General features: G+C 41.7%; 23 protein-coding genes. 4 read left to right on the forward strand and 19 right to left on the reverse strand.

The features are described from left to right. Window positions 1-92: 92 nt before the first annotated feature. The 9 genes from recO to rpoE all read right to left on the reverse strand — a co-directional run bounded on the left by recO (window position 93) and on the right by rpoE (window position 8,528). Entirely contained in the window at window positions 93-806 is a 714-nt protein-coding gene (gene recO / locus ACROAE_RS02250; protein ID WP_432399304.1) for a DNA repair protein RecO, read from the reverse strand. Window positions 807-851: 45 nt separating this feature from the next. Beyond that, the gene (era, locus tag ACROAE_RS02255) at window positions 852-1,856 is read right to left on the reverse strand and encodes a GTPase Era (protein ID WP_432399305.1); all 1,005 of its coding nucleotides are present in this window, start codon (window positions 1,854-1,856) and stop codon (window positions 852-854) included. Continuing rightward, window positions 1,853-2,533: a ribonuclease III gene (gene rnc / locus ACROAE_RS02260; protein WP_432399306.1), complete on the reverse strand. Its 681-nt coding sequence runs from the start codon at window positions 2,531-2,533 to the stop codon at window positions 1,853-1,855. The genes era and rnc overlap by 4 nt, the downstream gene beginning before the upstream one ends. Continuing rightward, the gene (gene lepB, locus ACROAE_RS02265; RefSeq protein ID WP_432399307.1) at window positions 2,533-3,447 is read right to left on the reverse strand and encodes a signal peptidase I; all 915 of its coding nucleotides are present in this window, start codon (window positions 3,445-3,447) and stop codon (window positions 2,533-2,535) included. The genes rnc and lepB overlap by 1 nt, the downstream gene beginning before the upstream one ends. A gap of 192 nt (window positions 3,448-3,639) precedes the next feature. Continuing rightward, window positions 3,640-5,430, reverse strand: a complete 1,791-nt coding sequence (gene lepA, locus ACROAE_RS02270; protein WP_432399308.1) for a translation elongation factor 4 — start codon at window positions 5,428-5,430, stop codon at window positions 3,640-3,642. Between the two features lie 206 nt (window positions 5,431-5,636). Beyond that, window positions 5,637-6,110, reverse strand: coding sequence for a SoxR reducing system RseC family protein (locus tag ACROAE_RS02275; RefSeq protein WP_432399500.1), 474 nt, complete (start codon window positions 6,108-6,110; stop codon window positions 5,637-5,639). Window positions 6,111-6,338: 228 nt separating this feature from the next. After that, the gene (locus ACROAE_RS02280) at window positions 6,339-7,271 is read right to left on the reverse strand and encodes a MucB/RseB C-terminal domain-containing protein (RefSeq protein WP_432399309.1); all 933 of its coding nucleotides are present in this window, start codon (window positions 7,269-7,271) and stop codon (window positions 6,339-6,341) included. A gap of 40 nt (window positions 7,272-7,311) precedes the next feature. Then, the gene (locus ACROAE_RS02285; protein WP_432399310.1) at window positions 7,312-7,923 is read right to left on the reverse strand and encodes a sigma-E factor negative regulatory protein; all 612 of its coding nucleotides are present in this window, start codon (window positions 7,921-7,923) and stop codon (window positions 7,312-7,314) included. A gap of 26 nt (window positions 7,924-7,949) precedes the next feature. Then, complete coding sequence (rpoE, locus tag ACROAE_RS02290) at window positions 7,950-8,528, reverse strand: RNA polymerase sigma factor RpoE (RefSeq protein WP_432399311.1); 579 nt, start codon at window positions 8,526-8,528, stop codon at window positions 7,950-7,952. Window positions 8,529-8,762: 234 nt separating this feature from the next. On the opposite strand from rpoE, the gene nadB reads away from it, so the two are divergent. Further along, entirely contained in the window at window positions 8,763-10,379 is a 1,617-nt protein-coding gene (nadB, locus tag ACROAE_RS02295; RefSeq protein WP_432399312.1) for an L-aspartate oxidase, read from the forward strand. A 78-nt stretch (window positions 10,380-10,457) separates the two neighbouring features. Here nadB and ACROAE_RS02300 read toward each other — a convergent pair whose 3' ends face one another. The 5 genes from ACROAE_RS02300 to nhaA all read right to left on the reverse strand — a co-directional run bounded on the left by ACROAE_RS02300 (window position 10,458) and on the right by nhaA (window position 13,802). Continuing rightward, window positions 10,458-10,940: a protein YgfX gene (locus ACROAE_RS02300; protein ID WP_432399313.1), complete on the reverse strand. Its 483-nt coding sequence runs from the start codon at window positions 10,938-10,940 to the stop codon at window positions 10,458-10,460. Then, complete coding sequence (locus tag ACROAE_RS02305) at window positions 10,921-11,169, reverse strand: succinate dehydrogenase assembly factor 2 (RefSeq protein ID WP_432399501.1); 249 nt, start codon at window positions 11,167-11,169, stop codon at window positions 10,921-10,923. Before ACROAE_RS02305 ends, ACROAE_RS02300 begins: the two co-directional genes overlap by 20 nt. A gap of 20 nt (window positions 11,170-11,189) precedes the next feature. Next, window positions 11,190-12,113 (reverse strand): transcriptional activator NhaR, encoded by a 924-nt coding sequence (gene nhaR, locus ACROAE_RS02310; protein ID WP_432399314.1) that lies wholly within the window; start codon window positions 12,111-12,113, stop codon window positions 11,190-11,192. A 131-nt stretch (window positions 12,114-12,244) separates the two neighbouring features. Further along, window positions 12,245-12,631 carry a hypothetical protein gene (locus ACROAE_RS02315; protein WP_432399315.1) on the reverse strand — a complete coding sequence of 129 codons (387 nt, stop codon included), beginning with the start codon at window positions 12,629-12,631 and terminating at the stop codon, window positions 12,245-12,247. Next, window positions 12,618-13,802 carry a Na+/H+ antiporter NhaA gene (nhaA, locus tag ACROAE_RS02320; protein WP_432399316.1) on the reverse strand — a complete coding sequence of 395 codons (1,185 nt, stop codon included), beginning with the start codon at window positions 13,800-13,802 and terminating at the stop codon, window positions 12,618-12,620. Before nhaA ends, ACROAE_RS02315 begins: the two co-directional genes overlap by 14 nt. Before the next feature lie 205 nt (window positions 13,803-14,007). On the opposite strand from nhaA, the gene ACROAE_RS02325 reads away from it, so the two are divergent. Then, window positions 14,008-14,859 carry a thymidylate synthase gene (locus ACROAE_RS02325; RefSeq protein ID WP_432399317.1) on the forward strand — a complete coding sequence of 284 codons (852 nt, stop codon included), beginning with the start codon at window positions 14,008-14,010 and terminating at the stop codon, window positions 14,857-14,859. 72 nt (window positions 14,860-14,931) lie between these two features. Here ACROAE_RS02325 and ACROAE_RS02330 read toward each other — a convergent pair whose 3' ends face one another. From ACROAE_RS02330 to rppH, 3 genes are read right to left on the reverse strand one after another with little or no spacing between them, the layout of a single operon-like run. Further along, window positions 14,932-15,732 carry a sulfite exporter TauE/SafE family protein gene (locus ACROAE_RS02330; protein ID WP_432399318.1) on the reverse strand — a complete coding sequence of 267 codons (801 nt, stop codon included), beginning with the start codon at window positions 15,730-15,732 and terminating at the stop codon, window positions 14,932-14,934. A gap of 55 nt (window positions 15,733-15,787) precedes the next feature. Continuing rightward, the gene (ptsP, locus tag ACROAE_RS02335; RefSeq protein WP_432399319.1) at window positions 15,788-18,025 is read right to left on the reverse strand and encodes a phosphoenolpyruvate--protein phosphotransferase; all 2,238 of its coding nucleotides are present in this window, start codon (window positions 18,023-18,025) and stop codon (window positions 15,788-15,790) included. A gap of 24 nt (window positions 18,026-18,049) precedes the next feature. Then, entirely contained in the window at window positions 18,050-18,568 is a 519-nt protein-coding gene (gene rppH, locus ACROAE_RS02340) for an RNA pyrophosphohydrolase (RefSeq protein WP_432399320.1), read from the reverse strand. A 1,077-nt stretch (window positions 18,569-19,645) separates the two neighbouring features. Here rppH and mutH point away from each other — a divergent pair. After that, window positions 19,646-20,314, forward strand: coding sequence for a DNA mismatch repair endonuclease MutH (mutH, locus tag ACROAE_RS02345; protein ID WP_432399321.1), 669 nt, complete (start codon window positions 19,646-19,648; stop codon window positions 20,312-20,314). A gap of 233 nt (window positions 20,315-20,547) precedes the next feature. After that, window positions 20,548-21,576, forward strand: a complete 1,029-nt coding sequence (locus ACROAE_RS02350) for an adenylate/guanylate cyclase domain-containing protein (protein ID WP_432399322.1) — start codon at window positions 20,548-20,550, stop codon at window positions 21,574-21,576. Between the two features lie 7 nt (window positions 21,577-21,583). Here ACROAE_RS02350 and oxyR read toward each other — a convergent pair whose 3' ends face one another. Beyond that, window positions 21,584-22,501: a hydrogen peroxide-inducible genes transcriptional activator OxyR gene (gene oxyR / locus ACROAE_RS02355; protein WP_432399323.1), complete on the reverse strand. Its 918-nt coding sequence runs from the start codon at window positions 22,499-22,501 to the stop codon at window positions 21,584-21,586. 193 nt (window positions 22,502-22,694) lie between these two features. Beyond that, window positions 22,695-23,060 carry an Hpt domain-containing protein gene (locus tag ACROAE_RS02360; RefSeq protein WP_432399324.1) on the reverse strand — a complete coding sequence of 122 codons (366 nt, stop codon included), beginning with the start codon at window positions 23,058-23,060 and terminating at the stop codon, window positions 22,695-22,697. Window positions 23,061-23,181 lie beyond the last annotated feature (121 nt).

Raw genomic sequence — 23,181 nt, forward strand, 5'->3', positions numbered from 1 at the left:
GAGCTCCTTAATATTAATAAACGAAGAATTGGACTTACCGTGATCTTGTACGAACTAAATTGTACTTGGTTCACGTCATAATAAGAAAAGCTTTATTGTGCATTTTTGGTAAATAATTGCCGGCTTAATAAGGGCTTGTTTCCCAACAAAGGCGTCAACAAATAACGCATTAAGCCCTTTGCTTGATTAAGATGATCTGTTTGTAAGTCGTGCGATGCCAATGCTAACAACATTGCGCCTGATAAACAGCCTTTACCGTGCGTGAAACTCGACTCTTTGGTTTGCACCACGGGTAAGAAACCACTTTGCGCAACAAACCTATAGCTGCATTGCGCCTCTAGCTCATGGCCTTGAGAGTCGTAATTCAATGAGGGGAAAGCACCTAGCTCAAGTAATAATGCCATTTCAAAATAACGTAAATGGCTGGAGCAAAAACCTTTAGCAAGTGACATTAACGCACGATGATACGCTAAAAAAAGCCCTTCAGCCTGATGCTCTACTGATAATAATCGTACCAATAATTCATTAAGATAAAAGCCGGAATATAAACTATCACCGGTTAATGGCATCGCTGGGGCAGCAGACTCTATTTGGGTAATGTTTTTTAAGCCGAGGTTTTTGGCTTCAGATTGAGCACTAAATTGAATAATCAGCGGTTGAAATGGTTGTAAAATACTTTTAATTGACCGTTTGCCTGAACCCATTCGGGTAATGGCATCGACTCGCCCCACGCCTTCTATCAATAAATTGACAATCACACTCGACTCGCGAAAGGGTCGATGATGTAACACATAGCCACGTTTCATAGTGGCCATGCCTACAAAATAACGAATATAAGGAACGTTGGCGACTTAGTCATCGCCATAACCTAAACTTCTTAAAGCTCGTTCGTCATCAGCCCAACCTGATTTCACTTTCACCCAGACTTCAAGAAACACTTTATTGTCGAATAACGTTTCCATATCAAGGCGTGATTGAGTGGCAATGGTACGAATTCGCTCACCTTTATTGCCTATGACCATGCGTTTTTGGCCTTCTCGCTCAACTAAAATCAGTGCGTTAATTTGATAGACACCGTTGTCCATCATTTTAAATTGCTCGATTTCAACTGTGGCATCATAAGGCAGTTCATCGCCTAAAAAGCGCATAAGCTTTTCACGAACAATTTCAGAGGCCATAAAACGTTGCGAACGATCAGTAACGTAGTCTTCTGGGAAGTAAAACGGCGCTTCAGGTAACGACTCACGAGCCATCTCTAAAATGCGTTGCACGTTAGTGCCTTTACTGGCTGAAATTGGCAAAATCTCATCAAAATCAAACTTCTGAGCAAGCTCAGTTAGATAAGGAAATAGCTTTTCCTTATCTTTAATATTATCGACTTTATTAATCGCTAAAATGATTTTTCGGTCATCGTTACGATGCTTGAGCTTTTGTAATACCATTTCATCGTCTGCGGTCCAGGTCATGCCGTCGACCACAAAGATTACCATTGCAACATCAGCCAATGAACTGGCTGCTGCACGGTTCATTAAACGGTTAATGGCGCGTTTTTCTTCAATGTGTAAACCTGGGGTATCAATAAACACGATTTGGCCAGGGCCATCAGTATGAATACCCATAATACGATGACGAGTCGTTTGCGGTTTTTTAGAAGTAATACTGACTTTTTGGCCAAGCAACTTGTTTAAAAGTGTCGATTTGCCTACGTTAGGACGACCGACAATAGCCACCATGCCACAATATGTCACATCAAATTTTGCGGCGGCGGTTGGGGCTGCTTGGTTCATCCTTGCCAGCAGTTCATCTAAGCTAGGTTCTTGATTAGCACCTGCTGGCAAGTCTGTTTTTTTTGTCATTTATTCAGTAACTCCAATACCTGAGCAGCGGCTAGCTGTTCAGCTTTTCTTCTAGAACTTGCCACACCAGTGACAACTTGATTCAATTCGCTAATTTTACATTCTACCGTGAAGGTTTGATCATGCGCTTCACCTTCTACAGCAACAACCTGATAATCAGGCAATGGCTTTTTAAAGCCTTGTAAGTGCTCTTGTAAAATGGTTTTAGGATCTTTTTGATTAATCCCTGGTTTAATATTTGCTAATCTTTCTTCATACCAACTCAATAATAGACCACGGCAAACATCAAGGTTGGCATCAAGGTATACGGCACCAATAATAGCTTCTACAGCATCAGCCAGAATTGACTCACGTCTAAACCCGCCGCTTTTTAGCTCGCCTGGACCTAAAAACAAATAGTCACCGAGTTTAAACTCTTTGGCGATTAACGTCAGCGTGTCACCTTTAACTAAGGTTGCGCGCATGCGGCTTAAGTCACCTTCAGTCGCCTTCGGAAATTGGTGATATAACGCATCCGAAATCACTATCGATAAAATCGAATCACCTAAAAACTCTAAACGCTCATTATGTTTATTTGCTGCGCTACGATGAGTTAATGCCTGAGTAAGTAACTCAACATTGTTAAACTCGTAACCTAAAGTACGGCACAAACGCGGCAAATTTTTAATGGGTTCCATCAATGTATTCCACCTACTCTATCAAAACGCACACCAGTTGGTACCCAAGTAGGTAACCAGTCATTCGGGGTGCGGTCAAATTCAAAACTAATCCAAATAGCAACCGCTTTGCCGACTAAGTTTTCTTCAGGCACGAAGCCCCAAAAACGACTGTCAGTGCTGTTATCGCGGTTATCACCCATCGCAAAATACATTCCTTTAGGAACAACAAACTCTCCAGCAGGCAAGCCTGGCTGAGGATAAAAGTGTTGTCTAAAATCAGGACGCGCTGGATTAATCAAAATGTCATGTTGAACATCGCCTAACTGCTCACTTAACCGAATTAATGGCGTATCGTTTTGGCTAAATTCACCACGGTTTAGCTCAGTATGTTCAATCACTTTAGGCGCGGCGCAATCGGTAGCTGTGTCACAGGCTGCTTGAATCATTAACTGCTTATTACGGTAAATAATCTTGTCACCTGGTAAACCCACTACACGTTTAATGTAGTCAATTTTTGGATTTTCAGGGTATTTGAATACGAACACATCACCGCGCTCAGGCTCACCGGTTTCCACTAATTTGCTACGCCATACTGGGTCACGTAAACCATAGCTGAATTTTTCAACCAAAATAAAATCACCAACAAGCAATGTTGGCATCATTGAACCAGAGGGTATTTGAAAGGGTTCATAAATAAATGAACGTAAAATCATCACAAATGCGATAACCGGAAAGATAGAATGCGCGGTTTCCACTAAAATCGGTTCACGGACAATTTTATCAATCGCATCAGCACTCAATTGATTTGAGTTCGCTTGAGCTAATGCCAGCTTTTCACGGCGTTTAGGCGCAAAAAATATAACGTCAATCAACCAGATAAGACCACTACCTAAGGTTACGAGCACTAAAATAAGTGAAAAATAGGCTGCCATTACTGATTTATCTCCTGCAGGATGATGTAAATGTTTCCATATGATTTGGGTAATAACCCAATTTAACTCATTCCAGTATGGTGATTAACGAATAAACATTCACCCTGTTGAGTGTTACAAAATATATAGTAAAAATAACGATAACGCCGCAATGCGCGGCGTTATTAAGCAAATTAAAACAATTAATTATAATTAATCGTTTAGTTTAAGTACCGCTAAGAATGCCTCTTGTGGCACTTCAACGTTACCCACTTGCTTCATGCGTTTTTTACCTTCTTTCTGCTTGTTAAGCAGTTTCTTCTTACGCGATACGTCGCCACCATAACATTTAGCGGTAACGTCTTTACGTAATGCTTTAATCGTTGAACGCGCAATAATCTGACTGCCTACAGCGGCCTGAATGGCAATATCAAACATTTGGCGCGGGATCAGCTCTTTCATCTTTTCAACGAGTGCTAAACCACGATGACGAATGTTAGAGCGGTGAATAATCATCGCTAAAGCATCGACACGGTCGCCGTTGATTAAGATGTCTAAACGCACCATGTCTGCCGCGTCAAAACGAATAAAGTTATATTCGAGTGAAGCATAACCACGACTGGTTGATTTTAGACGGTCAAAGAAGTCCATTACCACTTCGGCCATTGGTAAGTGATAAGTCACTGCCACTTGGTTGCCGTGATAAACCATATTGGTTTGCGAGCCACGCTTTTCAATACATAAAGTAATCACATTACCTAAGTATTCTTTTGGTACGAGAATATTGGCTTCAACTATCGGCTCACGTAGCTCTTCGATATTATTAAGAGCTGGCAAATCCGACGGATTATCAACATAAACAATATCGCCATTGTTCATCACAACTTCGTACACTACCGTCGGTGCAGTGGTGATCAAATCGAGGTTGTATTCACGCTCTAAACGCTCTTGAACAATCTCCATGTGGAGTAAGCCCAAGTAACCGATACGGAAACCAAAACCGAGCGCGCTCGAGGTTTCTGGTTCAAAAAACAGCGACGCATCATTCAAGCTCAGCTTGTTTAGCGCATCACGGAAGTTTTCGTATTCGTCAGTCGAAATAGGGAATACACCGGCATAAACCTGTGGCGTGACCTTTTTGAATCCTGGTAACGGTTTGTCGGCACCATTTTTTGCGTGAGTTAACGTATCACCCACTGGTGCACCGTGAATTTCTTTAATACCCGAAATAACATAACCCACTTCGCCTGCGCGCAGTTCCGGTGTATCTTTTTCTTTGGGCGTAAAAATACCTACACGGTCAGCATTGTAGTTTATACCGGTCGACATCACTTTAAACTTGTCGCCTTTTTTCAATACGCCATGTTTAATACGCACTAAAGAAACAACACCAAGGTAGGCATCAAACCATGAATCAATAATCAATGCTTGTAATGGCGCATTCTCATCACCAACTGGAGGTGGAATTTTGGCAATAATTTCTTCTAAAACAAGATCGACACCAATACCCGTTTTAGCAGAACAACGCACTGCGTCTTTGGCATCAATACCGACAATATCTTCAATTTCAGCAGCGACGCGATCAGGCTCAGCTTGTGGTAAGTCAATTTTATTAAGAATAGGGACAACGTCTAGATTCATATCTAGTGCGGTGTAACAGTTTGCAAGTGTTTGGGCTTCTACACCTTGTCCAGCATCAACAACTAATAATGCACCTTCACACGCGGCAAGCGAACGTGATACTTCATAAGAGAAGTCAACGTGGCCGGGGGTGTCAATAAAGTTTAATTGATAGGTATTACCATCTTTTGCATGGTAATCAAGTGTTACGCTTTGGGCTTTAATCGTAATGCCACGCTCACGTTCTAGATCCATTGAATCTAAAACCTGTGCAGCCATTTCACGGTCAGTTAAGCCGCCACATACCTGGATCAGGCGATCGGATAAAGTTGATTTACCATGGTCGATATGGGCAATAATCGAGAAGTTTCTAATGTGTTTCATTATGCTGCAATGACTACTACTAAATTTGATTAAAATTAAGGTGGCAAATTGTACCTGATTAGGGGGGCAATACCAATCAGATTCAGCAATAGTCTCTATTTTGCCGCTAAGATAGGTCAAAATGCCAAGTTTATGTGGTTGATTATAGCCCTAATAGGGCCTGTTAAAGCAGGAATTAAGTATTAACTTACCGAAATATGACTGATTTAGGCTTGATGAGCACGAATAACACCGACTTCTTGACCTAAATAGGCAATGATCACTGGCGATGCATCCATTTCTATTTTACTGGCTAAACGTTTGCCGATAAACCAAGCGATGACAGCGCCAATCGCACCAAAAACCATCGCAAACGCGTTCGTGCTTAAATCGAGCCCAGCAGCAAATAAATGACCAAATGTGGCAAAGACAAATAAACCAAGCAAAGGTAATAAATAGACTAATGCGGCAGCTTTGATAATCACACTTTCAGGCAAACCAACTTTCAGTAAGTCGCCTTCGCGGCAAGGTTTATCAGCAGGTAATGAAAAACGTTGCGTTTTTACTGAAAAAGCTTTGGCAATCGTTGATGTACCGCAGTTTTCACTACTGGCACAATGATTACAGGCACTTTTTAATTCAACTTCAACGGTAGCCCAGCCTTGTTGATAATCAACCACTCGAGCAATTTCTTCCATCATTGTTGATTGTGAAGATGTTGATTGTGGCACTGTTGATTGGCTCATAAAACGACCTATAACCTTGGATGACACAATATTAACACAAAGCGAAATAACACGGTTATTCCTTTCCGCACGATGTTATTCCTGCACCAGTAGTATAGATATAGAAAAAACAACACGAGGGGAATTAAGGCTTTAAGTAATAGATTAAAGCATCATTTTATAGATGCTTTAATCTTGAGGGGGCTACTTTAACACCAAACTGTTTGCTATACGCTCTAGCGTTTCTGAAGGAACCTTACCAATAGCGACCACTTCAAGCGTCCCTACCTTGACAACCACCATAGATAAACCATTACGGGTGAGCAATTCATTCGGCATCGGGTTTTCACCTGAGCGAGCCACATAAACTGAAATATTGGCTAATCCATCGGTTAACGCAACATACTCGACAGGTTCGTGTATCCCGATCAGACGATGATGATCACGCACTACCACATCAAATCCCTGTGGTAGCCAAGTAAATTGCCAATTTTTACCATCTGTACGCTCTGCTTGATTGATTACCGCTGGCCAATCTTGCTTAGCAGCTTCGATCAAAATATTGGCAGGCTCAGTAAGCTCCACTAACTCAACCACCATAGTTTGTTCAAGTAGTTGTTTTTCTTTATTTAGCGTATCAAATCTAAGCGGTAAGTAAGTGTCCATATCGACCCAAACTTGCGCATCATAACGATTTTCATCGTTAGCCAATAAACGGATCATTTGGCCTGGACGACCAGCAATACGACTGCGCCCGCCTATGACAAATTGATAGCCTTTTTCAAGTTGGCTAATATCACCGGCTAACGCAGCAGGCCATACACCTTGAATTCGTGGGGCACTGACGCTGTACGCGGGTTGATCATGTTCAATAAAAGTAACGCGATTCCCCACCCTAACTGCATTTTTAGGTGGGCCATTGAGATATTCAAGTAATGCAACTTCTTGATTATCAACGATACCATGTATGTAAACCAGTGGACGTATATGATCGGCTTGAAGTTGAATAATAGAGACTTTGAATTGTTTATCTTGTAACGCTTGGCTCATGTTTTTAAGCCAAGCTTTTGCAGATAAATCTTCTTCAGCGTGTGTTGGAAAGGTTAAAACTAACAGTGCTAGCAGGATAAGGCGCAAGCTAACTCCTAAGAATGATGAGGCAAGGTTTCGCTACGGATTAAGGTTTAACCGCAGCATCTTGATTGTTATTTTCGTCGATAACCACACCTGGATTCAAGCGTTGTTGCAACATATGGTCTTGAATATAAGCATTAATACGACGACGTTGTTCAATCACTTGATCGTTTGAGTAATTTTGCTGGCTTTGTACTGCCCCAGTTTGATAACTCACAGGCGACACGGTACCCACTAAAGGACGTGTTGTTAATACCGGTAGTGGCGACTCAGCATCATTAGTTTGATTAAAAGATTGCACACCCACAATGGCTACCATAGCAACTGTCGCTGCGATAGCATATTGGCCAAACTGTTTGAAAAATGGCACAACATTGCTGGTTTTAGCAGGACTAGAAGCAACTTGCTCTGTCGACGCTTTGAGCTGAGCTTTAGGGGCTATAATTGTCGGTTCAAGCTCAATTGCCGCCATAATGCTAGCAGAAAGGTCTAAGTCAATGGTCGCGGGTAATTCACCGCGCATCGTATCACCTATCATGTGATAACGTTGCCATTGTGCATGTGAATCAACGTCAGCAGAAAGTTGTGCCAATGAGTTTTCATCGGTTTCACCATCAACTGCTGCAGATACCCATTCTTGACTTGATTTAAGCATTTTTCACCTATTTAACGTTAAGGCAGTTACTTTTCCAGCAAAGGCTGGAGCTGTTTGTCGATTGCTTCGCGGGCTCGGAAGATACGAGACCTTACTGTTCCTACTGGGCAATCCATAATACTGGCAATATCCTCGTAACTCATACCGTCTAACTCTCTGAGCGATATCGCCATTTTTAATTCTTCTGGCAAGGTATCAAGCGTGTCGAAGATCACTTTACTCATTTGATCTTTCATTAATAAACGCTCGGGTGATGCAAACTCTTTTAACGCATCACTACCTTCATAATATTCTGCATCTTCAATATCAACATCGTTTGCAGGTGCTCTGCGCCCTTGTGAAGTAAGATGGTTTTTTGCGGTGTTTACCGCAATACGGTACAACCAAGTATAAAATGCACTCTCACCACGAAAATTCGCTAACGCTCTATATGCTTTAATAAAGGCTTCTTGTGTTACATCTTGAACATCCGCTTGGTTGCGAATATATCGAGAAATCAAACTCATCACTTTATTTTGATACTTTAGCACTAACAGGTTGAATGCGTTTTTATCGCCTTGCTGTACTCGTTCAACTAATTGTTGATCACTATATTGTCCACTCATCCGAGCCGACTACTCCTAAATCTGTAATACTGATTTCTCAGTCGCTCGAATCCTGTTCATATAAGTAGACTCACTGATATGAAAAAAGTTCGATATTGAATTAAAAAAAGTTAATTATTTTGAGATGTAATTAAAATAACTAAGCAAAACCGCAATAAAACACGCTGTAAAAGTACCCAGCCTAGATAATTTGATTTACTATAATCAAACCACTTGGCCACACCATGATACCTGATGAAACAAGCAGTTGAACACCAATCTGACATTTTGGTCATCGGCAGCGGCGCTGCAGGACTGACTTTAGCGTTACATCTAGCTGAAAAATCAAAAGTAATTCTTCTTTCTAAAGGCCCTTTGTCTGAAGGCTCAACCTTATATGCACAAGGTGGAATCGCATCAGTATTTGATGAAGGAGACACTATTGAGTCTCATGTAAGTGATACTTTAATTGCTGGCGCAGGACTGTGTGACAAATCCGTTGTCACCTATACCGCAGAAAACGCCAAAAGTGCAATGCAGTGGCTCATTAACTGTGGCGTCGCATTTGATAAAGAAGAAACGGCCGGCGGAGACAGCACTGCAGCCATGCCGTACCATCTTACCCGCGAAGGTGGCCACAGCCATCGGCGTATTTTACATTCAGCAGATGCTACCGGTAAAGCAGTACAAACCACATTACAAGAACGTGCCCTTGCACACCCAAATATCACGGTGCTAGAGCGTTATAACGCTATCGATTTAATTACTACGCGCAAACTCAACCGCCCGGGTAATCGAGTGCTTGGTGCTTATGTATGGAACCGAGATGAAGAGCATGTCGAAACCGTCAAAGCAAAGTTTGTAGCTCTAGCGACGGGAGGCAGTTCAAAAGTATATCAATATACTTCTAACCCAGACATCGCCAGTGGTGACGGGATAGCCATGGCATGGCGCGCCGGTTGTCGTGTCGCTAATATGGAGTTTAATCAATTCCATCCTACGTGTTTATTTCACCCCAATGCCCGAAACTTTCTACTCACCGAGGCTTTACGAGGCGAAGGTGCTTTTTTACGTCGCCCTGATGGTAGCCGTTTTATGCCCGATTTTGACGAGCGTGCAGAACTAGCACCGCGTGATATTGTGGCGCGTGCCATCGATTATGAAATGAAACGACTCGGGGCAGATTGTGTTTATTTAGACATCAGCCACAAACCTGCTGATTTTATCATTAAACATTTCCCAACCATTTATCAGCGTTGTCTTGAATTAGGTATCGATATTACTAAAGATCCTATTCCAGCGGTGCCTGCTGCCCATTACACTTGCGGTGGCGTGATGACTGATCTGCACGGCCAAACCGACATCAACGGTTTATACGCTATTGGTGAAGTGGCTTATACAGGCCTACATGGCGCGAACCGCTTAGCCAGCAATTCATTATTAGAATGCTTGGTGTTTGCACGAGCAGCCTCTCAAGATATTGAAAGTCAGCTGCATAAAATTGCCATGCCTTGTCCATTACCTGTTTGGGATGAAAGTAAAGTCAGCAACTCAGATGAAGAAGTTGTTATTGCCCATAACTGGCACGAATTACGTCTTTTTATGTGGGATTACGTTGGCATAGTGCGCACCGATAAGCGATTAGAGCGCGCGCTTAGACGTTGTTTGATGCTGCAACAAGAAATTGAAGAATATTACTCAAACTTTAGAGTCAGCAATAATTTACTGGAACTGCGTAATTTAGTGCAAGTTGCAGAGTTGATTATTCGTTGTGCCATGGACCGTAAAGAAAGCCGCGGTTTACATTACAACATCGACTATCCTGAACAAATTGATAACCCCAAGCCAACTATTTTGCAGCCTGGACGCTAAGGGAGATTATTCTTTCACGTTTTTTTTGCAGCGAATTATTGACGCAGTAAACATGGTCGCAAAATGCTGCACGAAGGGTTAGTGAACCAGTTTACGTTGTAATAACAACCGACATAGAGTGCGGTACTCTGTGTCGGTTAACATATCTTGCCATACCCACACCCATCGTTTTTCACCGGTTTTTACCTCTCGTAAAAAGATAATACACACTAATGGATTCACTATCGGGTGGCGACTAAACTCTACTCGACAAACCTCAGATACGGCATCTGTCAATGTTGCGCCACCAGAATTATCAATGCACAACACGCAATACCATAAGGTTAATTTACGCCAACAATAAATCAGCAACCCTAGAGTTAACATGACCAGTAATCGTTGTATAAATAAATATAAAGATGATGAAGAGTCTGGCCAAGCTAAAAAACTGCACAACATAACGGCAAAAAAACACACCAGAGCAAATCGATATAGAAATGAAGCACTCAACGCAAATTGATGCTGATGAGTGCTAAAAGAGCGGGTAGAAGTTGCAGAAGCCTTAAGGTGCGGCTCGTCCACGGACTTTCACTACCATATCGGCTAATTGCGCGTCAGGGCATTGTTCATGGCCCATAAACCAAGCAAATAACTCAGGGTCTTCACATTCTAATAAGCGGATAAACGTTTGCTTGTCAGCATCGCTCAATGTTTCATATTGTGCTTCAACAAACGGTTGAAACAAGACATCTAATTCTAACATTCCGCGACGGCATGCCCAACGAACACGAGCAATATTCATTAATTCCAACACAAATCTCCTGATGCCTACTAGCTAATACGATGTTCAAAACTTTGTACTTGTAGATCTAACCCAGCAAACAAATCACCAAAATCAGTGGCTAATAATGATTTAACCGCCGGATGTTGGATCATGCGCTCAGCAAACATGACATGATACTCTTCTTGAATATCGCTGGTTTCACCAAGTAAAACCATTCCTTGTGACAGTATATCATGACGATAAATAGACGGTGCGACAAAAATGCCTCGATTAAAATAACCAAACGCCTTCATCATCTCGGCATCATCAAACTCGCCTAATATATTTACGTTTAGGTTTTTTTCAGCAAACCAACGATGTAATTGCTGCCCAAGTGATGTGCGCTTACCCGGAATAAGCAATTTACGCTCTTCAAGACAAGCAGGGAAAGGCAGTGTTGATGCTTCTGCAGCAAAAAAGCTGATACCACATTCACCTAATTTTTTTGACAGAATTTCAGGGTACTTTAATGACCCACCAGCACAATCCGATAAAATCATATCTAATTTATGCTCGCGCAAACGCTCGATAAGGCTTTCATGAGTCGACTCATAACACGCTAGATGCACCGATCCGTCATTAGGGATAACGGTTAACAATACTCTGCTGACTAACGCTTTAGATAACGCATCCGCAATACCCACCTCAAATAACAGTGAATCATCTTTTTGATAATTGAGTAAATCGAGCATTTCATAACTCAGGCTAAACATTTTATCTGCATAGCGAAAAACCAACTCACCTAACTCAGTCGCGACCAAATTTCGTCCGACACGTTTGAAAAGCGACCCTTTCAGACGCTCTTCTAGTGCACGTATTTGCCCTGTGATGGTTTGCGGTGCAAGACACAGAGCTTCGGCCGCTTTAGTCACCGAGCCTTTTTTTTGTACCATCCAAAAATAATACAGATGGTTATAGTTTAAATGCTGCATATCATTCAAAAACCTAAAAAATTAATCACTCTACTATAGCAAAAAACTACGATGGCAAATAATTGAGTATTTTCGCGATAAATGCTTATACAAAAACGCAGCCTTTAGGCTGCGTTTGTATTGCACAATCGTTACTTAGGTCGTGGGCAATCCATTAAACTGGTAATAACGGTTTCCAACTCATCGCTATTACTCACATTGTTTAATGACACTTGCTCCGTTAACGCAGAAACCACTTCTTCTTTAATTAATATGTGGCTTGAGCAGTAATTAACATTGGCAGTTTGATAGCGTTTACCAGCACGGTATTTTAGTGCCCGCGATTCATAGTTATTAGGGTCAATACGTTTTTTAGCCTGATTGTCGCGGTACATCAGCGCACCATCGACAACACCCTCTAAATAACTCTGACACGTAGCCGACTCTGATGACTTTAAACAAACATCAAACGAGTTTGCTGAAGCTGGGATAACAAACGCACTCAGTAATAACCCTAGGGATAATTTAAATAGTTTCATGGTTTTCTCCTTTCTTAGGCAGAACTTTGGCTAACCAAAAATAACCAATCAGCGCTGCAAATAACGATCCTGTTAAAATGCCTAATCTTGCATAATCACCATATGCTGCTGGTGAATGTTCAAATGCTAACGACGCAATAAAGACTGACATAGTGAAGCCAATACCACACATTACTGCAACGGGGATAATCTGGTTCCAACCAATTCCCGGAGGTAATTCGGCTAATTTAAGTTTCACTGCCGCGTAGCTAAATAATAATACTCCAATCGGTTTACCAAACATCAATCCCATCATGATGCCTAACGTAATCGGTTCTGCGAATGACTCGAAAGACATATTGGTCAATGACAAACCAGCGTTAGCAAAAGCGAATACCGGTAGAATCAAAAAGGTACTCCAAGGATGTAATTTATGCTCTAAACGCCCTGATGGCGAAGCACCTGCTTTGTCTCGTAATGGAATACAAAATGCAATAATAACGCCAGCTAATGTTGCATGAACGCCTGATTTCAATACCGCAACCCACAATACAAAACCCACTATTGCATAAGGCGTGATAGCACTTACACCTCTGCGGTTCAGAGCCACCATTAGTACAATAGACACAGCAGCAATAATTAAACTCATCATAGATAAATCAGTGCTGTAAAACAGCGCAATGATCACAATTACGCCTAAATCATCAATGATAGCCAACGCCAATAAAAACACTTTTAATGCCACGGGCACTCGGCTACCCAAAAGCGCCATAATACCTAACGCAAACGCAATATCCGTTGCAGCAGGAATAGCCCAACCCACTTGGGTTTCTGGATTCGTGTAATTAAACGCCAAATAAAATAATGCAGGAAATACCATACCGCCAATCGCGGCAAAACTCGGTAAAGAAGCTTTCGCAACACTTGAAAGCGCGCCTTCTAACAGCTCGCGTTTAACTTCAAGGCCAATGAGTAAAAAGAATAATGCCATCAAGCCATCGTTAATCCAGAGTAATAGTGGCTTATTGATGTCTAGCTCGCCTACACGCAATTGTACTCCGGTACTCAAGAAGCCCTGATATAAATCCGCTAAAGGCGAATTAGCGAGTAACATTGCCAAGGCCACAGCGACCATCAACAAAATACCACCAGCTGACTCTTGACTGACAAAGTTTCTAATTGCACGTTCCATATAACACTCCTTTATGAACAATAGATTGACTCTACAGTATCCATTCAAACAATCATAATCGATTCTTTCTACTAGTTAACTCGGTTTAACCGAGGTGTTTGTCGCATTACTCTTCAAATTAAGCCTTAAATTAAAATTTTGCGCCTAAAGATTTGGTTGCATTGATTAGGTATAATCGCTAAAAGCAAAAAAGGAATTGAACCAAATGAAACAGTATTTAGATCTGTGCAAACGCATTGTCGATGAAGGTGAATGGGTCAATAATGCCCGAACCAACAAAAAATGTCTTACCGTCATTAACGCCGATTTAGTTTACGACGTTGGAAACAATCAATTCCCGCTAGTTACCACGCGTAAAAGTTTTTGGAAATCAGCCATTGCTGAAGTGCTCGGCTATTTACGAGGTTATCAAAATGCAGCTGACTTTAGAGCATTAGGCACCAAAACATGGGACGCTAACGCCAACGAAAACCAAGCTTGGCTTAATAACCCAAACCGTAAAGGCCATGATGATATGGGGCTAATTTATGGCGCCCTGGGTCGCGCATTTCCAAAACCGACTGGGGGTCATGTTGATTTACTTCAGCAAATAGTCGATGACCTCAGTAACGGCATTGATAACCGCGGTGAAATCTTAACTTTTTATCATCCTGGCGCTTTTGACCTCGGATGTCTACGCCCTTGTATGTACGAACATCATTTTTCGCTCTTAGGTGACACTTTATACCTTAATAGCACTCAACGCAGTTGTGATGTGCCGCTTGGGCTCAATTTCAATATGATTCAAGTATATGTATTACTGGCCTTAATGGCACAAATAACTGGCCACAAAGCTGGCAAGGCATATCATAAAATCGTTAACGCCCATATTTATGAAGATCAACTGGCGCCGATGCGTGATATTCAATTAACACGCGAACCATTTGGTTCACCAAAGTTGATTATCAATCCCAACATCACCAGCTTAAACGACATTGAAACCTGGGTAACATTGGATGATTTTAGCGTAGAAGGCTATGAGCATCACGATGCCATTAAATACCCTTTTGCAGTGTAATACTTAATACGAATGCGCCCTTGTTCAACATCTGAACAAGGGCGTTTTTTTACTCGTCACTGATTTATTGAGTTAGCTCAATAAAAGTTTTAATCCAACGACGACGAGTAAGCAGGCAAAGATTTTTTTCAATACAGGCGTAGGCCAAGAACTGGCAGCTTTAACCCCAAGCGGAGCAAACAATATTGAACTAATAATGATGCCGCATAGTGCAGGTAAATAAATAAACCCAAATGCACCCTCGGGTAAATTTGGTGCATCAAAGCCTGCAATGATGTAACCAATGGTGCCAGAAATTGCAATAAACATACCCGTTACCGATGAAAATCCAACGGCTTGGCGCATTTGTAATCCGCAATAACTTAAGAAAGGCACCAGCAATACACCGCCACCAATCCCCATTAAACCAGCAATGAGCGCAATCACAATGGATATGCCAAACAGCACGGCAAACTTAGGCATGTTGTCGCCGGTTTTAACCTTAAATGGAAACGCCATTTGTATTGCCATTAACACCACAAATATCGCAAAGGCTTGTTGTAAATCTGCAGATGAAATTTGTTCCGAAACAAATGCAGAGGCCAAAGAGCCGACCACAATTCCAGGCATGATCGGTTTAAATAATGCCCAAGGCACATTACCGCGTTTATGGTGAGCAGTAGCAGATGACATAGACGTTAAAATAATGGACGCTAGTGAGGTAGCAATCGCGACGTGAGTTAACTGCTCTACACTCACGCCAACTGACGGTAAGATATATAATAAGGCTGGCACAATAATGAGCCCACCACCAATGCCCAACAATCCCGCCAAAAAACCGACAATTGAACCAAGCAACAGACAAATAATAAACACCTGCAGCATACTATCCATAACGACATCCTTTTAATAAGCGCGATATACCGTCAAACATCATAACATTGACTATTTACGGATTAATTAAATCATCTAAATCATGTTTTTGTAAAAAATTAGCTAATAAAGTTCGTACTTGTTGGCCATTAGATTGGCGCAACACAATGATAAGTAACTCAGATAAATCTTGCTGTGAAACACGTCTAAGTAGATAGTTAATCCTGGCTAAACTGGCTTGGTTCATACTCAACTTATGGTAGCCCATCGCCACTAACAATAATGCGCCATAGGGTTCACCGGCTAATTCCCCGCAAACGCTCACGTCTAAATCATAACGTTTACAATCATCTACAGCCATTTTTAGCGCACGTAAGATCCCCGGATGATAACTGTCAAATAAGGAGCTAACACTGGGGTTATTGCGATCGACAGCCAACAGATATTGAGTCAAATCGTTACTGCCCACAGACACAAAGTCGACACGTTTAGCCACGTCTTGTAATTGATACAGTAACGCGGGCACTTCAAGCATGACACCCACTTTAGGTCTCACTAAAATCGTGTTGAATTCTTGGTTTAATTCAGTAAACGCTTGCTCAAGATAAGCCAAGGTTTGATCGATCTCATCGAGGTTACTCACCATAGGTAATAAAATTTGCAGCTGATTACCTTTGCCACCCGCCTGTAACATAGCGCGTAATTGCACTAAAAATAATTCGGGATGATCGAGCGACAAACGTATACCGCGCCATCCTAAAAACGGATTATCTTCTTTGATCGGAAAATACGGTAACGGCTTATCTCCACCCACATCTAATGTGCGCATCACCACAGGTCTTTCACCTGCAGCGCTAAGCACTTGGCGATAAACATTGATTTGTTCACTCTCACTCGGAAAGCGTTGATGTAACATAAAGGGGATTTCGGTACGATAAAGACCAATGCCATCGGCACCTTCAGCAATTTCAGACGCAATACCGCTTAACAAGCCTGCATTGAGATATAGCTGGATCCGCTGACCGTCTGTTGTAATCGACGGTAAACTCAACTCTGCAGAAAATTGCTTTTGTTTTTCAACATCAGCATCAAGCAGTAATTGATATTCTTCAATCACTGCAGGAGAAGGTGAAACGAGTAGTTGCCCTCGCGTTGCATTAAGCACTAATAATTTTTGATCGATATCCGCTGACAGAATATCTTCTGTGCCCACAATAGCAGGGACACCTAAAGCACGGGCTAAGATTGCAGCGTGGGCATTGACCCCACCGCGCTCAGTTACAATCCCCGCTAGCTTTTGCCTTGGAAATTCAGCGAGTAATGTCGCATCAACTTCTTTAGCCACTAAAATAACCGGCTTATCAGGATCGACCTCTAAGCGCCCAGGCTCAATCAATTGTCGTAGCACTTTTTGGCCGAGTTCTCGAATATCGCTAGCCCGTTCTTTTAAGTACGGGTCTTCCATCGCCAAAAATTGTTCAATATAACGAAGAGAGACGCGGCTCACTGCCGACTCTGACTGCCAACCAAGTGCAACTTCGCGCGCATATTCGCCGCCTAAGCTAGACTCGTCGAGTAGTAATTGGAATGCGGTAAAAATAGAGGCTACATCGCCCGACTTTTCGCGCTCAAAACGCTGTGAAATAGAAGACAACATATCACTGCAGCGTTGCATGGCATGTTTAAGTCGGCGTAATTCACTGTCAATATCGGCGCAATGTAATTCTGGCTGATCCAATGAAATCGTGCCACCGAGCACTAAACCATGGGCAATTGCGATGCCACTCGATGCCGTGACACCATTAAATACAACTTGATGCTGAACATTCGTAATAGCAGCTTTATGCTTCAGACTTCTGATCACAACCGCAAGCTGGGCAGCCAGCGTCATCAAAAATGCTTCTTCGTTTTCGCTAAACTGTCTAGCTTCAGGTTGCTGTACAACAATGACGCCAACAACCAACTTTTGAAAAATAATGGGGACCGCCAAAAAGGCTCGGTACTCTTCTTCAACAGCTTCGGGGAATAATTTGAAACGCGGGTGAATACGTGCGTCAGCCAAATTAACGGCTTCTTCACGTTGGGCGACTAAGCCGACTAACCCTTCTGAAAGGGGCATACTGACTCGGCCGACTGCGGACTTTTCAAGTCCCTCAGTGGCCGATAGCACCAAGTTTTGTTGCTCGAGGATATAAATAGAACAGCAATGCGTCGCCATCGCGATACGCGTTTGCGCCACCAAAATATTTAATGCACTCTCCAAGCTATTCGCTCTCGCTACCGCTTGGGTGATATCCCTGAGCATACTTAACACTGTTCCAACCCTCTATGAAATCAGTTAACTCCGTTGTTTGCTTCGTTTGTTACTCAATTCGCGCGTTTGCAGCGCTAATGTCGTCGATGCGAACTCTTTCATCACCTTTCTATATACATCGCGCTTAAAAGACACTACCTGACGAACGGGATACCAATAACTCACCCAACGCCAATCATCAAATTCTGGATGACCTGAAGAATTTAAGTTAATGGTATTATCGTGACCTTTTAATTGTAGTAAAAACCATTTCTGCTTTTGGCCAATGCAAACGGGTTTGCTTTCTTGGCGAACCAAACGCTTAGGTAAACGGTAACGTAACCAGGAGCGAGTGGATGTTAAAATTTGAACATGCTCGGGTCTCAGCCCCACTTCTTCGTAAAGTTCACGATACATGGCTTCTTCTGCTGACTCGCCATCATCTAACCCACCCTGTGGAAACTGCCATGAATGTTGGCCAAAACGCCGAGCCCACATTACTTGTCCAAATTTATTGCAGATAATGATGCCCACATTTGCGCGAAAGCCGTCGCTATCAATCACATGGACTCCAAAATTAACAAATTTTATATCGTTTGATTGTTTCACAAAGCATGCCTATCGGCAAACCTCTATTTACCCTCAATTCACCTTACATGGCGGGATAATTAAATTAAAATCAGGAAATTGCATAAAAATAAGTCTTTGCTTAACACTTAGCTCGGATTCACTCATCCATTTCATTGTAAGCAAGGCAATAAGCACCCACGATTAACAGCGACTATGCAGCGCAACACATACCCTACATTGTGGATAATTGAATAACATTGTGTACAAATAGACTTTATCAACAGCCAAATCCATTACATTTGTCGATTATCCACAAAATCTGTGGATATCTCTGTTCGAAACTTTGGTAAACCTTGATTAAGATGTAAAAACCGGCAGTAAACCATTTTTACGAACCATATAACTGACACAACAATACCACACAAATACAACAGCTTAATTATCTATCAAAATAAAAAACACGATCGATCGCAACATTTGAGCAAAAAACGAACAGTAACAAATAAGTGACCTAAATACCCTAGCCCCTCATAAGTTATGCACAAATAACAAGGCTTTTTTTAAATTAAACTGATAAAAAAACCATTTTATTGCGTTGACTTGACCTTTTTAATCAGTTAAAGACATTAAGAATAACAGTTATCCATTAAATCTGTGGATAACTATGTGTGAAATACAGGGAAAAGAGAGAGTAACTTGGGACAAGTCAAAACCATCTAAACAAATAAGAGAAAAAACATTTTTAAAACAATACCTTAAAACAACATGCGATTGTATTTTGTTACCCCCAACATTTAAGGTTGTTTTTTAACCAGTAAATTTGCACTCAGTAAACTTGTTATTGTTAATCAATACTTGCTAGCATACTGCACGCTATTTTTGGCACTGCTAAGGTTCGCCTCAATATAACCTACAGTTGGCGTATTCACACGTCTAACCAACAGTTAGAGCATGTTAAGCGGGTTAACGGTTACCAAATATAGAACACTTATATAGACACTTATATAGACACTTATATAGACACTTATTTTGATCGATGACTTGCATCAATACAAAGGTAACTATTGGATCATGGCAAAATCGTCCCCTAAAGACATTCATGAATTAATGCAAAGAGCGCATGATATGGCGGGTATCCGTCTTGCGGATATTGCAGCAGATAACCAAATAGCGGTACCAGAGAACCTAAGACGCGATAAAGGTTGGGTTGGGCAATTGATCGAATCTGAATTAGGCGCTTTAGCAGGTTCAAAACCACAACCTGACTTTATTCACCTCGGTGTTGAGCTAAAAACCATCCCTATTGACTATAAAGGTAAGCCGCTCGAAACCACTTATGTCACCGTGGCGCCACTGATCAACATTCAAGGGTTAACATGGCAAGACAGTGTTGTATTTCATAAGTTGCAACACGTGCTATGGGTACCTGTCGAAGGTGAGCGCAGCATCCCTGTAGCAGAACGACGCATAGGCACCCCCATTTTGTGGCAACCTAATGCATTGCAAGCGCAACAACTGCAACAAGATTGGGAAGAAATTATGGAGCTTATCGCATTGGGTAAGGTCGATAAAATTACAGCTCGTCATGGTGAGGTGTTACAGCTTCGGCCTAAAGCCGCTAATAGCCATACATTAACCGAAAGTATTGCCGAAAATGGCAGCATACAGTTATCTAATCCTCGTGGCTTTTATCTGAAAATCGAGTTTACGCAACAAATTTTAAATAATGCATTTGCCTAAATTAACGTCCACGATTATTGGGTGCGAGTTCCATCATCAGGACAAAAGTTTGCACTGGGACACATTTTTCTGCACATCTCTTGATCTACATCACAAATAAACTATCCCAACCGAACCGTTATTCTATAAACTACACCGCTTATTACTAAGCCATTCGGACCCTTAATTTCCTAGTGAAAGCACGCCGTCAGACTCAAAAATTATTATTCGCCGTGTTTGCCTGGTGCGTCGCAATGGCGTCATTTGTGTTTTTTCGCTATTCACAATCTGCACAGCTTCCCGATTGGGCCATTAGTAATGCCGATTTAGCCACGCTTGCGGTATTTATGGGGTTTATCTTTGGCGGATTGCATTGGATGTCGAATTTAATCGCCGACTTTAGCGCAATCAGCCGCCTGCCTTATTTATTTTCAGTTGTATTTAAAGGCCTGTTTTTACTCCTCGGCGCGACCACCCTTGCTTATGTCACTCAATTTTTAAATATGTGGGCAATTGACAACCACATGGTGACACTAAGACAAATGCTCAGTATTCACATTATTTACAGTCCATCATTTCAGGCGTTGGTGGTCTATCTTGTTGTGGTACGGGTCAGCTTAGCGTTTATCGAGCAAATGGCACTGTTAGTGGGACCTAAAGTGCTGCTGAATATCGGTTTAGGTCGATATCATAAACCTCGATATGAACATCAATTATTCTTGTTTATCGATATGGTGTCATCGACAGCACATGCCGAGACTCTAGGTGATTACCGCTTTAGTCGCTTAATTCAAGACAGCTTTAGTATGTTGGCCGATACCGTATCGGACAATGAAGCTGAGATTTATCGTTATATGGGCGATGCGGTGTTAATCCATTGGCCTTTAGAGCAAGGCATAAAGCACGATCGCTGTATGAACATTTATTTTGAGTTTTGCCAGCAACTCAAATGGCAAACTCAATATTTTGAGCAGCAATATGGGTTTGTGCCTAAATTTAAAGCGGCGGCACATTGTGGCCAAGTCGTTGCGGCTGTAGTTGGCGTGCATAAACAAGAGATTAGTTTCTTTAGTGATGTGCTTAACACGCTGGCAAGGCTGCAAGATCAATGTAATCCATTAGGCCAAAGAATGTTGTTATCTGGGGATGTGGTGCATCGTCTTGAACAGCAAAATAGCCAATATCAATTAACAGATTTAGGGCCTATCGTCCTAAAAGGAAAGCAACACCCAATTGAAGTCTTTGGTGCTGCTCCCATCAAACCCGCTCATCTTAACGATTAAGCAGTGATTATTTAGGCAATTCTTGTGCTAATAACTTTTTTTGAATGGCTAAGCCTAGTGTTCTAAACGTCGAAATACGACTGGTTGTTTGACGCCACACTAACCCGATATCTCGGTAAGGTGCTTCACCAGGTGGGTCCATCGCGATTAAATCGGTGTCGTGTAAGATTCCGGTATCGATAGCCATCTGAGGTAAAAAAGTGGTGCCTAATTTGCTATTAACCATCTGTACTAACGTGTGCAAGCTGGTTGCTGCAAATGGATTCACCTTAGAACTATCTCCTAACTGACATGCTGTAATCGCATGGCCCGTAATACAGTGCTCTGCTTGCAGTAAAAAGATGCTCTCATCTGGCATTTTTTGATAATCAATAGGCTGTACAACACCTTCTGACAACTCTTTATGCATGACCATCTTAAACGGGTCAATACCGACTTTCATACTGTGAAAACCATTCGTATCAACGGGTAATGCCAATATAAGTAAATCTAACTCGCCTTTAGCTAATGCATCAAGCAAACGCTCAGTGGTGTCTTCTTTTAATAATAAGCTCAGCTTAGGGTAATCTTGCTGACATAACTTAACCACACGACTCAGTAAAAATGGTGCAATCGTTGGAATACAGCCTAAACGGATTTCACCGGTCATTGGCTCACCCTGGTTTTTAACCAGCTCAACTAAATCATCCACATTGGTTAATATATTTCGCGCACGCTCAACCACCTCTTCACCAATGGCAGTAAACATAAATGACTTATGATCACGCTCAATGAGTTGGTATCCCAGTTGTTCTTCAAGATTTTGGATACCACTTGAAAGCGTAGATTGACTTACAAAGCACATTTTTGCAGCACGGTTGAAGTTTTGTTCTTGATGCAAATGCACTAAATAATAAAGATTTTTAAGGCTTGGAAGATTTTTCATATAAGCGATTGCCCTTGTCGATGTTGATTCAAATAATGAATTAAATATGGCCGAATAACAAGTTTATGATAACGAGGACATGACAAACGCCCATAAAAAATGCCTCATCAACATGAGGCATTCTCTTTCATTGCGATGAGCTTACTGTTAAAAGCTTACGGTTAACAGCGTACTCATACGAGCTTAATGCTCATCAGGCTTTAGCTTCTAAGTACTCTTTTAATTGCTGTAAATCTTTAGCTGCATGCTCAACAATTTGGCCAAGCCAAGTTTTATGTTCCGCATCCCAATTTGCTTCTTCGCTATGTTGTAACAACTGAGCAAATTGCTGAATACGCTTTAACCCAACAGAACCTGCCGCACCTTTAAACTTGTGTGCTTCTGCACATAAGGTTTCTTTGTCGCTTGCATCATCCGCTTTAACTAAGCTACTGACATACTCAGGCATTAACTGCTCAAATAACACCACGCTTTTTAATAAAGTCCCAGCACCAATGGCACTGATATATTGCTCAAGTGTATTGAGATCCAATATTGAGTCTAACTGCGTTGTGGCCATGGTGACACCTCTATAAAATCTAACGCTATAAAATTACAAACATAATACCCAGTAAAATACCCTATGCAAGACTTGCCAATGGATTGCACTGCTTTTATTTGAAATGATAACAACTGATTAA

This window comes from Shewanella sp. MF05960 (assembly GCF_050849305.1).
Classification (GTDB): domain Bacteria; phylum Pseudomonadota; class Gammaproteobacteria; order Enterobacterales; family Shewanellaceae; genus Shewanella.

Bases quoted from the DNA above. Each gene is read 5' to 3' on its own strand.
- recO (WP_432399304.1), bottom strand. From the start codon at position 806: ATGAAACGTGGCTATGTGTTACATCATCGACCCTTTCGCGAGTCGAGT.
- era (WP_432399305.1), bottom strand. From the start codon at position 1,856: ATGACAAAAAAAACAGACTTGCCAGCAGGTGCTAATCAAGAACCTAGC.
- rnc (WP_432399306.1), bottom strand. From the start codon at position 2,533: ATGGAACCCATTAAAAATTTGCCGCGTTTGTGCCGTACTTTAGGTTAC.
- lepB (WP_432399307.1), bottom strand. From the start codon at position 3,447: ATGGCAGCCTATTTTTCACTTATTTTAGTGCTCGTAACCTTAGGTAGT.
- lepA (WP_432399308.1), bottom strand. From the start codon at position 5,430: ATGAAACACATTAGAAACTTCTCGATTATTGCCCATATCGACCATGGT.
- ACROAE_RS02275 (WP_432399500.1), bottom strand. From the start codon at position 6,110: ATGATGGAAGAAATTGCTCGAGTGGTTGATTATCAACAAGGCTGGGCT.
- ACROAE_RS02285 (WP_432399310.1), bottom strand. From the start codon at position 7,923: ATGCTTAAATCAAGTCAAGAATGGGTATCTGCAGCAGTTGATGGTGAA.
- rpoE (WP_432399311.1), bottom strand. From the start codon at position 8,528: ATGAGTGGACAATATAGTGATCAACAATTAGTTGAACGAGTACAGCAA.
- nadB (WP_432399312.1), top strand. From the start codon at position 8,763: ATGAAACAAGCAGTTGAACACCAATCTGACATTTTGGTCATCGGCAGC.
- nhaR (WP_432399314.1), bottom strand. From the start codon at position 12,113: ATGCAGCATTTAAACTATAACCATCTGTATTATTTTTGGATGGTACAA.
- ACROAE_RS02315 (WP_432399315.1), bottom strand. From the start codon at position 12,631: ATGAAACTATTTAAATTATCCCTAGGGTTATTACTGAGTGCGTTTGTT.
- nhaA (WP_432399316.1), bottom strand. From the start codon at position 13,802: ATGGAACGTGCAATTAGAAACTTTGTCAGTCAAGAGTCAGCTGGTGGT.
- ACROAE_RS02325 (WP_432399317.1), top strand. From the start codon at position 14,008: ATGAAACAGTATTTAGATCTGTGCAAACGCATTGTCGATGAAGGTGAA.
- ACROAE_RS02330 (WP_432399318.1), bottom strand. From the start codon at position 15,732: ATGGATAGTATGCTGCAGGTGTTTATTATTTGTCTGTTGCTTGGTTCA.
- mutH (WP_432399321.1), top strand. From the start codon at position 19,646: ATGGCAAAATCGTCCCCTAAAGACATTCATGAATTAATGCAAAGAGCG.
- ACROAE_RS02350 (WP_432399322.1), top strand. From the start codon at position 20,548: ATGGCGTCATTTGTGTTTTTTCGCTATTCACAATCTGCACAGCTTCCC.
- oxyR (WP_432399323.1), bottom strand. From the start codon at position 22,501: ATGAAAAATCTTCCAAGCCTTAAAAATCTTTATTATTTAGTGCATTTG.
- ACROAE_RS02360 (WP_432399324.1), bottom strand. From the start codon at position 23,060: ATGGCCACAACGCAGTTAGACTCAATATTGGATCTCAATACACTTGAG.